17 protein-coding genes and 1 tRNA gene are annotated in these 9,790 nt (G+C 63.0%); 10 read left to right on the top strand and 8 right to left on the bottom strand.

The genetic code is table 11. The annotated features are described in order from the left end of the window. The 4 genes from MKK82_RS24360 to MKK82_RS24375 all read right to left on the bottom strand — a co-directional run. The coding region (locus tag MKK82_RS24360) for a hypothetical protein (RefSeq protein ID WP_243987128.1) at nt 1–758 on the bottom strand (758 nt) is incomplete at its 3' end. A 68-nt stretch (nt 759–826) separates the two neighbouring features. Then, entirely contained in the window at nt 827–1,108 is a 282-nt protein-coding gene (locus tag MKK82_RS24365) for a hypothetical protein (protein ID WP_243987130.1), read from the bottom strand. 84 nt (nt 1,109–1,192) lie between these two features. Beyond that, complete coding sequence (locus MKK82_RS24370) at nt 1,193–1,462, bottom strand: helix-turn-helix domain-containing protein (RefSeq protein WP_243987132.1); 270 nt, start codon at nt 1,460–1,462, stop codon at nt 1,193–1,195. An 11-nt stretch (nt 1,463–1,473) separates the two neighbouring features. Beyond that, a complete protein-coding gene (locus tag MKK82_RS24375; RefSeq protein ID WP_243987134.1) occupies nt 1,474–1,770 on the bottom strand; it encodes a hypothetical protein in 297 nt (98 codons plus the stop codon). A gap of 446 nt (nt 1,771–2,216) precedes the next feature. Here MKK82_RS24375 and MKK82_RS24385 point away from each other — a divergent pair, with 446 nt between their 5' ends. The 6 genes from MKK82_RS24385 (at nt 2,217) to MKK82_RS24410 (ending at nt 4,200) form a co-directional block, all read left to right on the top strand. Continuing rightward, nucleotides 2,217–2,402 (top strand): hypothetical protein, encoded by a 186-nt coding sequence (locus MKK82_RS24385; RefSeq protein WP_243987136.1) that lies wholly within the window; start codon nt 2,217–2,219, stop codon nt 2,400–2,402. Between the two features lie 71 nt (nt 2,403–2,473). Further along, nucleotides 2,474–2,650 (top strand): hypothetical protein, encoded by a 177-nt coding sequence (locus MKK82_RS24390; protein WP_243986643.1) that lies wholly within the window; start codon nt 2,474–2,476, stop codon nt 2,648–2,650. 54 nt (nt 2,651–2,704) lie between these two features. Then, on the top strand, nt 2,705–2,902 hold the full coding sequence (locus MKK82_RS24395; protein ID WP_243987137.1) for a hypothetical protein: 198 nt from the start codon (nt 2,705–2,707) through the stop codon (nt 2,900–2,902). A gap of 384 nt (nt 2,903–3,286) precedes the next feature. Beyond that, nucleotides 3,287–3,607 carry a hypothetical protein gene (locus MKK82_RS24400; RefSeq protein ID WP_243987138.1) on the top strand — a complete coding sequence of 107 codons (321 nt, stop codon included), beginning with the start codon at nt 3,287–3,289 and terminating at the stop codon, nt 3,605–3,607. A gap of 47 nt (nt 3,608–3,654) precedes the next feature. After that, complete coding sequence (locus MKK82_RS24405; RefSeq protein WP_243987139.1) at nt 3,655–3,834, top strand: hypothetical protein; 180 nt, start codon at nt 3,655–3,657, stop codon at nt 3,832–3,834. Between the two features lie 42 nt (nt 3,835–3,876). Next, nucleotides 3,877–4,200, top strand: a complete 324-nt coding sequence (locus tag MKK82_RS24410) for a hypothetical protein (RefSeq protein WP_243987140.1) — start codon at nt 3,877–3,879, stop codon at nt 4,198–4,200. A 308-nt stretch (nt 4,201–4,508) separates the two neighbouring features. Here MKK82_RS24410 and MKK82_RS24415 read toward each other — a convergent pair whose 3' ends face one another. Beyond that, on the bottom strand, nt 4,509–4,760 hold the full coding sequence (locus tag MKK82_RS24415; protein ID WP_243987141.1) for a hypothetical protein: 252 nt from the start codon (nt 4,758–4,760) through the stop codon (nt 4,509–4,511). Nucleotides 4,761–4,903: 143 nt separating this feature from the next. On the opposite strand from MKK82_RS24415, the gene MKK82_RS24420 reads away from it, so the two are divergent. Then, entirely contained in the window at nt 4,904–5,191 is a 288-nt protein-coding gene (locus tag MKK82_RS24420) for a hypothetical protein (RefSeq protein WP_243987142.1), read from the top strand. A 76-nt stretch (nt 5,192–5,267) separates the two neighbouring features. Continuing rightward, a tRNA-Met gene (locus tag MKK82_RS24425) sits at nt 5,268–5,331 on the top strand. 504 nt (nt 5,332–5,835) lie between these two features. Here MKK82_RS24425 and MKK82_RS24430 read toward each other — a convergent pair. After that, nucleotides 5,836–6,318: a Panacea domain-containing protein gene (locus tag MKK82_RS24430; RefSeq protein WP_243987144.1), complete on the bottom strand. Its 483-nt coding sequence runs from the start codon at nt 6,316–6,318 to the stop codon at nt 5,836–5,838. A gap of 194 nt (nt 6,319–6,512) precedes the next feature. Further along, nucleotides 6,513–6,695 carry an Rmf/CrpP family protein gene (locus MKK82_RS24435; protein ID WP_243987146.1) on the bottom strand — a complete coding sequence of 61 codons (183 nt, stop codon included), beginning with the start codon at nt 6,693–6,695 and terminating at the stop codon, nt 6,513–6,515. 381 nt (nt 6,696–7,076) lie between these two features. Here MKK82_RS24435 and MKK82_RS24440 point away from each other — a divergent pair, with 381 nt between their 5' ends. Next, entirely contained in the window at nt 7,077–7,775 is a 699-nt protein-coding gene (locus MKK82_RS24440) for a YoaK family protein (protein WP_243987148.1), read from the top strand. 454 nt (nt 7,776–8,229) lie between these two features. Here MKK82_RS24440 and MKK82_RS24445 read toward each other — a convergent pair whose 3' ends face one another. After that, on the bottom strand, nt 8,230–8,655 hold the full coding sequence (locus MKK82_RS24445) for a hypothetical protein (RefSeq protein ID WP_243987150.1): 426 nt from the start codon (nt 8,653–8,655) through the stop codon (nt 8,230–8,232). Nucleotides 8,656–8,846: 191 nt separating this feature from the next. Here MKK82_RS24445 and MKK82_RS24450 point away from each other — a divergent pair, with 191 nt between their 5' ends. Next, a complete protein-coding gene (locus MKK82_RS24450) occupies nt 8,847–9,164 on the top strand; it encodes a hypothetical protein (RefSeq protein WP_243987152.1) in 318 nt (105 codons plus the stop codon). Nucleotides 9,165–9,790 lie beyond the last annotated feature (626 nt).

The raw sequence follows: 9,790 nt of genomic DNA on the forward strand, positions 1-9,790 counted from the left end.
GCCGGAAGGTGGTTGGCCTCGGCCATGCGCCTGCGGCCCATCTCGCTCTGAATTCGACCATGCATCTGCTGGGTGGTGAAGCCCAGCCAGTGCGCCATCGGTCGGCGCACGATCTTGCCGGTGGCGTCGGCGTAGGAGACCGTACCGTCGCGATGGTCGATGCCGCTGGCAGCTAGTACGTCGCCGGTGAGGCCAGCACGCGTAACCTGATCGGCAAAGGTCTGGGCGGGCTCAGCCTCACTGGCGGAAGGCGCTTCGGGATCCTTGATCAGAGCCTCGCCCTTGGGCTTCTGCGCGGCGTGCTCGACCCGCTCAGCCGAGGCGGCGACGACGTACCGGGAGCGCGCCACGTTGAGCAGCTTGCCCCAGCCCTCGAAGGTGCCCTGCGCGCCGTCGAGCGCCTGGAACATGATCCCGGGCAGATCCCCGTCGCGTTCGCCGGACTCGCGGATGAAGGCGATCATCTCGGGCTTCGACATCCGCAGCGTGCGGTCGGCGACGTGCATCGACATGGCATGGGCGGCAAAACGGGCGGCCCACTGCTGCGGAGTGCGGAGTGGGCTGTCGAGGTCGTAGGCGCGGAAGTCGAGCTGCGCGAACTCCTCGATGCCGTCGGTGGCCTCGTCCGGCTCGCCGGCTGGCGTCGCGGTGGCGGGCTTGCGGACGACGCGAGCGAGGCCGGCGGTCAGGTCGGCGGCGCGCTGGCGCAAGGTCGGGCGGTCGGGCTGCTGCCGGCGGAATGGATTGAGCGAGGACATAGGGAAGCCTCCAGGGATCACGGGATCAGGGGACGGAGGCGCGACGGGCTGCCCGCCGCGTCGGTGGATCAGAGCAGGGAGGCGAGGCCGGTCAGCACCATGCCCCCGCCGATGATGGCGACCGCAGCCAGCAGCTCACCGGCCGTGTCGAGGAAGCGCAGCGACCGGCTGTGCGCGGTGTCGGGGCGGACGGGCGTCACGGCCTGCCAGGGCTCGATCTCGCCGGGCACGGGCTCGTTGGGCAGGTTCAGGAACCGGCCGTCAGCGGTGAGGCGGCGGCGACCCGTGCGGGGGCTGTCGCTGCGGACCGGAACGGGCTGCGAGAAATCGGGGATACGGACGTGCTTCATCGTTCGCGCTCCTGGTGGGGCTCGTGGCGGTGGGTCAGGGAGATGAAGGGGTGCGGGCGCCGATCAGGCCGGCGCGGGCACCGTTCAGTCAGGGGAGGTGTGGGCCTTCGCTGCCGAGGCGGTCAGCGGCAATGCTTCAAGGAGTGCCACCAAATCCGAGCGGAGGATGACTGTGCTTGCGCCCAGCTTTCGCGCGGGCAAGGCGCCATCGGCGATCATCTGGTAGATCATGGACTTGCTCACGCCGAGCACGGTGGCAGCATCTTTCGGACGATAGGCGAGCGGCCGGGGAGCCTGCGTATCCGGACGGGCCGCTCGGGTCGGCTCTGCTTCCGGTTCTGATCTGGCGGCCATCACTGTGCCTTTCAGTGCGCGGCCATGTGGCGGGCCAACTTGGCGGCGCGCCACGCGGCGGTGAGGCAGACTGACATGGCCTCTCCCCAGCTGCAGCCGAACCGCTCCTGATGGGAGCGGGCGGCGGAAGCAGCGGCCGACATGATGGCGGCGCGGTCGAACTGACCGGCCCTGAACAGGGGCCGGCGGGTGGTGCGCACAGTCAGGTCGATGCGGGCCTTGGCCGAGAGAAGGCCGGGAGCAATGATAGGGCGGGCGTCGCGGCCGGCGCGGTCGATGCGGGTCCAAGAGACAGTGCGGTGAGACATCGGCTGAGCCTTGCTCGTATTCGATGCCTGGAGTATCATACGAGCCTCAGAGCTTTGTCAATGCCCCAGGTATCGTTTTTACCTCTGAGGTATCAAATTGAGGCCAGTGGATGCTCAGTAGCGAGATGGTCCGTGCGGGGCGCGCGCTGCTGCGATGGGAGCAAAAGGACCTCGCCGAAGCCTCTGGTGTGTCGCTGCCGACCATCAAGCGGCTTGAGGCAGTCCCGGGCGCTCTCTCAGCTCATGGGCCGACTATCGCCGCCATGCGACGTGCCTTCGAAGCCGCCGGCCTGGAATTCATCCCCGAGAACGGCGGCGGGGCCGGGATCCGGTTCCGCGAGCGGAAGGGATAGGCATCGGGGCAGTCAGGCTGGCTTCGAACGTGCTTCCTTCATGGTTCTCGCTGCGGGGCTCCTCGCGGGCGGGGTACTCGCGGCGCTGAGACCATGAGCAACCCGGAACCAGACGAGATCTTTCGCAAGCGTCTGCTGCGCGTTGTGGCCGAAATAGATCGACACTTCGCCCTGGTGGCTGCCGGCACCTATCTCGACGACCTCGCGCGGAAGTACGGTCGCTTCCGGACAGGCGTACCGTTGAAAGGCGCCGGCCTCAGACCCGGAGGCACGCTATGACGCCGGACTTGAAGCGGTTGTGCGAGGCGGTTCGCGTGCCACTGCAGCGAGCCCCGGTGACGGATCCAGACATGACGGCTGAGGCTGTCGTCCGTGCCGTGCTGACGGCACTCAAGCGGCCAAGCGCAGAGGCGATCGATGCCGCGTGGGACGTAGCTGTTTCGGCTCCAGACGGTGGCACGCAGCGCGCTTCAGCCGCCCGCGAGTTCGTGGCGATCGTCGACCACATCCTCATGGGCCCGGCCTGACTTCTTCATCACCTCATCGAGGTACGTAGATCGAGCCCGCATAGGTAGCAGCGCATGAGCGATCCCGAGTCCGACGAGCTATTTCGCGCCCGGCTGCTGCGCGTCGTCGATGAAAACGATCGCCGTTACGCCCTGGTCGGGGTTGGTTCGCAGCTCGACCGACTGGGCCGCAAGTACGACTTGTACAGGACTGGTGTACCGCTGAAGGGCTTCGACGGCTTCAAGGACGACCTCACTGGGGACGACGCCTGATCCCATCCGCCGCCTCGTGGAAGAGGCGCTGAAGGCGAGGCGATCGTAGGTCCGCCGGTCAGTCGCTGTGGCCTGCCGACCACGCAAGGCCTGAATGTGCGAACCGTAAAGTTTTGGACCTAGCCGTCCGTTGCGATGTCTGTACATCGATAGTCACGCGCCACTAGGTAATCAATAATGCCCGTCTTTCTCTACGATCGCCTCCACCGCTACCTTGTGATCGGGTGTGTCTGCGGCGGGCTGGCGATGATGGGGGCTGCTTGGATCTGGGACAAAGTGTGATTTCTCGACTTACCTGCCAAGGCCAAGTGCGGCACCGCGGAGATCCTGAGTGCGCGAACTGATGTTCCCCTCCGGACACCTGAAGCCGAAGGGCTTCCTGAAGTGAGCGATGACGCTCAGCCCCTCGGCGTGGGCGATATTCTCAGCCTCGCGACAAAGCTCGCCGAGCGGATGCTTCAGGCGCGCAGCACGGGGCGCACGTTCTCGGTGGATGATTTGGCTGTGGTCGTGAAGGCGGCAGAACTCCTTCTCGCGCTTAACGTGCCCTGGCCGGCGGTTGTGACCGAGATCATCGACATTCTCGTCGCCCATGGCGAAGCCATCAGCGCGGTCTTAGGCAACGCAGATGCTGGGGCTCGGCGATTGCCTACCAGCGAGCCGCCTTCATCTAGCGGAAGATGCGTGGGGAGCTATGACGCCTGACACTGCTGATCAACGCCTTCTCCCATGACAAGCCGAGAGGACCAACGATGGTCGAGCTGTTACCCAATCGTCGCGTTAACCTAATGACGCCGACGGCCAGAAGGGCGGCGCGCCAGACGAACGCGGATCAGGTTCAGCAGGACGTCGACGCCGAGAAGCAGGCGTTGGAAGAGCGAACGGTACAATTGCGAGCGAAGCGACTAGGGCGGGAGAAGGCCGTCTCCTGAGATGATCTTCACTGAGTACCTGAAGGCGGAGGGCTACCTGAAATGAGCGAGGCCGGCGATCAGCCCAACGAGATGGCTGAGGTCGCCAATATGGCCACAGTGATTGCCGACCGCATCCTTGAACAGCACGCTGCGAATAGCCGAATTCAGCCTGAGCGGTTCAGGATGCTCGTTCGGCTCGCGCAAATGCTTCTGGACAATGGTAAGCCTTGGCCACCGTCGGTGGATTACGTCATCATGGAAGTCGCTAAGCGAGTTGAGGAGGCCAGACCTTCGCCTGCGAGTGCCGACGGCGGAACCAGGGGTGACGATGTCGTGGCGAACCTGACGCGCACCCTTCGTGCGATGAAGCGATCAAGTGGCTAGGAAAGCTAAGGGGTTCGAGCTGACTGGTTTGCCGGCATCATCCTCATAGAGGAGAACGGCGGCGGGCGGGGGCGCGGTCTAGAATGGCTTGAGGGCGAAGGGTCGTCTGAAGTGAGGATGACGCCGCTCAGGATGAGGATAGCTGTTTTGGTTGTGGCAGCGGGAGCCGTGAACGTTCTCAACGGGCTAGGCTATCAACATCCGCAGTTTGTGGTGCTGGTGGCGGGTTTGATAGCCGCTGCCATAGTGGCGATATTCAGCTGACCCCGTCCCCCACCTCGTGGGAGAGGCGCTGAAGGCGAGGCGCGTTAGGTGGCCTGCCGCCCAGCGGCTGCTGCCTCGACGATCAGGCGATGCATGGCGGCGTCCTCCTTTGCCCGCATCAGGATGATGCGAGCGGCGGTTCGTGCATTGGCGGCTCGAATTTTGGCTCTAGGTTTCCCGTCCCGCAGGGCACGTGTGGCCATGTTGCGGAACCAGTGCGCATCGGCGATCGCTACCGTGCAACGCTCCGCGAGCGTGCTGTACTCGGCCGGGTCTCGGATCGTGCTGGCGGGCACAACGGCACCCTCCTTCGGAGGCAATCAGCTCAGGCTGGCAACGATTATACCATCAGGCAGGGGTCCTCATCCGAACCGCAGCTCGTCTTCAACTGTTGGCGAACAATGAACCAGTTTGTCACCCACGCTTGCAGAGGCATAGGATGAGCCGCCCCCGTCGTGTTGGCCTGCCTTGGTACACCCTGGAGAACTATCCGGCACTGCGCACAAGCCTCGACGATGGTGCGAAGCTGCCGCCCCTGTACGACACATGGCGGATCGCTACCGAGCAGATGGAGCAGGAGGTACAGCACAGCGGCGTCGAGGTCGTGCGTGTGCCGATCGAGCCGAACGCCTTCGCGGCATGGTGCGCACGGAACGGCGGACAGAGTGGTGGTGCGGCGCGGGCCAGATACGCAGCCGAGATGCTCGCGCAAGGCGCTGCAGCCTGATCCGAGCGCTGCTGACCGTCATCATCACCGAAGAGAGTGACGAGGGGCCAGAGATGCTACACCGAGCCCTGGGCCTGTAGCTCAGTGGTTAGAGCCGACCGCTCATAACGGTCTGGTTGCAGGTTCGAGTCCTGCCGAAATCATCAAGCCATAAATGCTTATGCAAAGGATTTTTATAACTCAGCACCTACCCAGGGTAAATTTCGTGCTGCCGGTCTAGATAAACCAGAAAAAAGGCGCTTTTGCATCTAAAACCGTGAACTCGCGCTTCTCCAGTTACGCGCAGTTCAAACCAAGTCAAATCAGGGCTGAATTTCTCAAGATCTGGACTTCTAGGAAGTACGTTTTTATTGCCATGAATTGTATATCCGAGTCCCTGCTTGTCGCCGGGCGCCCCAGATGTTTTATATATGCTAGTCCAAGATGTCTGTGTGACTTTACGACAAAATGAGCTAAAGGCTCTAAGTTCGTCTTGCGTCCAGGACGATAAACATTGGTGTTCGTGACGATAATATTTCAGATTAACGAAAGCAGTATCGTTGTTTGTTCCGTCAGACAGACTAAGCAGCGCAGCTTCTCTAATCTTTAGACTTACTGTTTTATCGTTTGTATTTTCGGCCTGCTTCTGAACTATTTTCTTAAGCCTATTTCGGTTCGACATCACTCGTTTGCTCATAAAGTTCGCGATAGAAACGAGCCATAGTTTCTTTCCGGATCGGCTCTCTGCACCAAGCTTCGTCCGGCAGACCATTCCTTGCTTCTATCCACGGAGCTTCCGCATGCGTCATGCGCTCTAGGTGCTTGGCAGAGAAATCGCCGTAAGTTTCAAGGATCGTGGACAGGTGCTCTACATCGTCAGGGGCAATACGGGGCATCTGTTCCGGAACCGGTAGAGCACTCCACCCCGCATCCCGATAGACCTGATATACAGAGTCGGCCACTGGACCATGCGCCCAAGCTTGCATGTCCTCGTCAAACAGCGGGGTGTCCCGCAGCGCGAGCGACCACGCCTGAGCGTAATAGACCAGTTTCTGCAGCTTGAGATGTGTAACTGCGTCGCCAGCCTCTCGGTCGATGTTACCGAGAAACCAAGCCGCAATGTCATTCGCCTGATAGGGCGCGGGCATGGGCCAACCTCCGTGCCTCAGGTCATATAGGAACGAGGCCAGAACGCCCAATCACAATTTGAGGGTAGCAGCGTCGCAGATCCCACTCTGTCACGCATGCCCCATCGTTGGAGCGCCTTCGTTGTAGCAGTCGGTGTCTTCGACACCCGCGCCCCGGCGGCTGTCCTGCCGGGATGCGCTATGCTCTCGCGAGATCATGCATCCGCCATCGGTGAGTCCGGGCCGTCCTCTGAGGGTGTGCCGTCGTAGCCTTCGAGCCAAGCCTTCCGCTCGGGAGAGTTGGCCGGGTATGGGCAGCTGTCCTTTGGCAAGCCGATAGCTCGCGCATGCGCGCCCTCAGCAATCGGTTGCACGTTGGGAGGCAGGCGCGTGTCCATCGTCGCACCGTAGGCTGTCCGTAGCGCCTACTTAGAACTGCCTTTTGGGTTGAGTAGGGTCGAAGCCGCGCAAGAAAAAGCCCACCGCGGTAAGCCGGGCGGGCTGAAGGTAGGGACGTTCGCTGCGTTGGACGAACGTCTGTCAGAACCGTACCAGCACCTGCCGCGAGGGTAAGCCCGCGCCGGTGACAGATCTGGGCGCCTGAAGGCTACTCCGCCTTCGCCATCTGACGTCCATGGTTCTGTACGATGTCAGGTCTCGCCGGCCGGCTGCATCTGCCGTATGCGGCCTGTCCTCAAATCCGCCCAATGACGAGCGTAGGAGCGGTAGGAGCCGTCGCCTCCCCGTACTCATACCGCCCAAGGCCAAAGACTCTTCCGATGCTCGTTCATGAAGGCGAAGCGCGTACCCACTCGATCGACGAACGCCTCGCCTGGACCTTCGCCGCTATCGCGGGCGCGCTCAACACGGCCGGCTTCTACGCCTTCGGGTCCTACTCCTCGAACATGACCGGCAACGTCTCGGCGCTGGCGGATCACCTTGGCCTCGGCGAGTTGCGCTTCGCCCTGCAGGCGCTGGCAATCGTCGCTGCCTTCGTGATCGGCGCTATGGTCGCCACCTTACTCATCAGTGCCGGGCGTGAGCGGCGACTACGCGGGATCTACGTCTACAGCGTGCTCACCGAGGCGGGACTGCTGATCGGCCTCGGCTGCGCTTCGCCATGGCTACCCGACGAGAGCCGAGGCGCCATGCTCGCCCTTGGTCTCAGCTTCTTGCTCGGCCTCCAGAACGCAACCGTCACGCAGATCACCAACGCCCGGGTACGCACGACCCACATCACCGGCATGGTCACCGACATCGGCATCGGTCTCGCCAACATGCTGGAGCGTCATCCGTTACTAGACCGCGCGAAACTGCGACTTCACGTTGTGACTGTCCTAGCGTTTCTAGCCGGTGGCGCCGTCGGTGTTGTTCTCTACCGCTTGCTCGGTACCGGACTGCTGTTCGTCGCAGGCGCCCTGCTGGCGATGCTGGCCATTCCCGGCATCAATGCCGCGCGTCGGTTGCAGACAAGTTGACGAACCGCTGCCCTAGATCCCAACCCGTCGATCTTCTGCCCGCCGTCGCCGAGTGGGGCGCCAACATTGAGCGTCTCTCGCCGCATGCCTCGCCGTGCCATCACCTTTCGTTGGTCCGCTGGACCGCAATCCGGGAAAGCGCTCTCGACTTCATCGACTGGTTCGGTGCGGAGGCACACCGCTTAGGCTGGACGGCCTCGCAGTTGTTCGGCTTCCATCCCAAGCACGGTACGCTTCGGGCCGAGTAGTGCGGCGCGTTGATGGTGCACGGCGAGAAAGCGCACGGGGTCGAGTTCGCACGTGTAGTCTTCATGCGGACGGCAGGCTACCGAGGCAAGCAGAGTTAGCGGGACGGAGTGCTGATCTGGAAGTTCGCCACGAAGGGTGTAGGCCAGTGAAGGGATAGGCCGACATGCGGTTGGCTGGCTCGCGTCCACACCGCCCATCCAGTTGGCTAGGTCTTCACCGGGGTCAGTTCCTGCAGCGTGAGGTCAATCGCACGGACGAGCTGCTCGGCAGCGTGGATCACTGCGGGATCTCGCGACATCGCGATTGCGGCCTGTTGCAACGTGCGAAACTCTCGAAGGCGTGCGGCCGGGTCGACATCTCGGGCGGTGGCCGACTGTACGACGCCCTGGACCAGTTCGCGTGCTAAGCGCTCGTCGAGGGCCGGTGCCCTCCCGCCCGACGCCGGCGGGAAGGCCGTGGTCATGCACATTTCGGCTATCAAACGGATCGGCCTGCGCCACTTCGGATGACGTCCGCCATCCACTCGCTCGATCAGACCTTCATCCTCAAGGACGTCGCACGCCAGTCCCACGACCTCACCTCGCCGCCGCGCCGTGATCCCAGCGCGCTCGGCAAGCTGCAGCGTGCTCATGGGCTCGTCGGTGAGAGCGTTGAGGATGCGGGCACGGATTGGAGGTGGTCGGCTAATAGTCACACGAACTCCTGTTAGTCCTGCGAGCATCAGGCCACCCTCCAACGTGGCTGCTCCCGCAACGGTTTAGCCGTTCAGACCGTTCATGGATCCCTTGAGGAATATCTGCAGCCCGCCGGATGCCTGAGCCAATGCTGACGAAGCGATCTCAAGAAGATGGTGAGACAGCGGACCCGACCGGAGCTGGGCAGGCGCTGATGATGGGGGAGGTGGTCGCCAGTGTGTTCGAGGAGCACGGCGGCGTGCTGAACGGCCTCAGCCGTGAGGCGCTCGCCCGCGACCTCGCCGAGACGCTCCAGCCGCTCCTGAGTACCTGCACCAATGCGGAATGGATCGAGGCGATCAACGCGCGCCTGGGCCGACTGGAAGGTGAGACCGACAAGCCAGGACCGCGTCTTGAGAGGTTTGGACCAAACGGCCTCGCGGAGATGACAACACCGGTGCACTGAGGTCAGGCTCGGAGTGATGCCCAAACGAGTCTCCTGCCCTCGTCCTAGGCCCACAAGTCGAGGTGCACGGTTGGGGCGACGGGCTGCTCCACGCTCAATTCCGGCTTCTCCGGCCCGCCAGACTGCCGAGGCATCACTGGAGGGCTCGACTGCGTAGCCGGACGCGCGAAGAGCTTGAACGGCTTCGGACAGAACGTCACCGACAACGGTTATGCCGCTACGCTGACGCCTCGATCAGGCGCGTGCGTGCCTCGATGCAGCGCTCCTCGTCCGTCCGCATCAGCATGTCGATGGCAGCCGTCTAGACGATCTGCCGGATGGCTGCCTCGTCCAGGCCAAAGCCACGGGCGAACTCGTCGACGCGGCGCATCATGTGCGGATTGCGGCGCGCTCGTGCGCAGCTTCGGGCTCGCCGCTCATCCCTGGACCGGAAAGCCCATAATCACGGCGGTCATCACCATCGTGCGACGCAGCCCCGGGCGGGCCCCCTATGCCTTGGCTCCGGCCCATACCTCCGACAAGGCCGCAATTGCCTCGTCCTTGGTTTGCACCTCACCATCGAGCGGCTTCCGATCAGCCTCACTGTGCTGACACCCCGTGCAGGCCCAGAACCACGTATCAGCGTT

The sequence above is a fragment of the Methylobacterium sp. E-046 genome (assembly GCF_022829625.1).
GTDB classification, from domain to species: Bacteria; Pseudomonadota; Alphaproteobacteria; order Rhizobiales; family Beijerinckiaceae; genus Methylobacterium; species Methylobacterium longum.

What these genes read in the sequence shown, in the direction of transcription:
- MKK82_RS24435 (WP_243987146.1), bottom strand. Translation starts at nt 6,695, where the DNA reads ATGGACACGCGCCTGCCTCCCAACGTGCAACCGATTGCTGAGGGCGCG.
- MKK82_RS24385 (WP_243987136.1), top strand. Translation starts at nt 2,217, where the DNA reads ATGAGCAACCCGGAACCAGACGAGATCTTTCGCAAGCGTCTGCTGCGC.
- MKK82_RS24375 (WP_243987134.1), bottom strand. Translation starts at nt 1,770, where the DNA reads ATGTCTCACCGCACTGTCTCTTGGACCCGCATCGACCGCGCCGGCCGC.
- MKK82_RS24365 (WP_243987130.1), bottom strand. Translation starts at nt 1,108, where the DNA reads ATGAAGCACGTCCGTATCCCCGATTTCTCGCAGCCCGTTCCGGTCCGC.
- MKK82_RS24450 (WP_243987152.1), top strand. Translation starts at nt 8,847, where the DNA reads ATGCTGACGAAGCGATCTCAAGAAGATGGTGAGACAGCGGACCCGACC.
- MKK82_RS24390 (WP_243986643.1), top strand. Translation starts at nt 2,474, where the DNA reads ATGACGGCTGAGGCTGTCGTCCGTGCCGTGCTGACGGCACTCAAGCGG.
- MKK82_RS24410 (WP_243987140.1), top strand. Translation starts at nt 3,877, where the DNA reads ATGAGCGAGGCCGGCGATCAGCCCAACGAGATGGCTGAGGTCGCCAAT.
- MKK82_RS24440 (WP_243987148.1), top strand. Translation starts at nt 7,077, where the DNA reads ATGCTCGTTCATGAAGGCGAAGCGCGTACCCACTCGATCGACGAACGC.
- MKK82_RS24370 (WP_243987132.1), bottom strand. Translation starts at nt 1,462, where the DNA reads ATGGCCGCCAGATCAGAACCGGAAGCAGAGCCGACCCGAGCGGCCCGT.
- MKK82_RS24420 (WP_243987142.1), top strand. Translation starts at nt 4,904, where the DNA reads ATGAGCCGCCCCCGTCGTGTTGGCCTGCCTTGGTACACCCTGGAGAAC.
- MKK82_RS24405 (WP_243987139.1), top strand. Translation starts at nt 3,655, where the DNA reads ATGGTCGAGCTGTTACCCAATCGTCGCGTTAACCTAATGACGCCGACG.
- MKK82_RS24430 (WP_243987144.1), bottom strand. Translation starts at nt 6,318, where the DNA reads ATGCCCGCGCCCTATCAGGCGAATGACATTGCGGCTTGGTTTCTCGGT.
- MKK82_RS24395 (WP_243987137.1), top strand. Translation starts at nt 2,705, where the DNA reads ATGAGCGATCCCGAGTCCGACGAGCTATTTCGCGCCCGGCTGCTGCGC.
- MKK82_RS24445 (WP_243987150.1), bottom strand. Translation starts at nt 8,655, where the DNA reads ATGAGCACGCTGCAGCTTGCCGAGCGCGCTGGGATCACGGCGCGGCGG.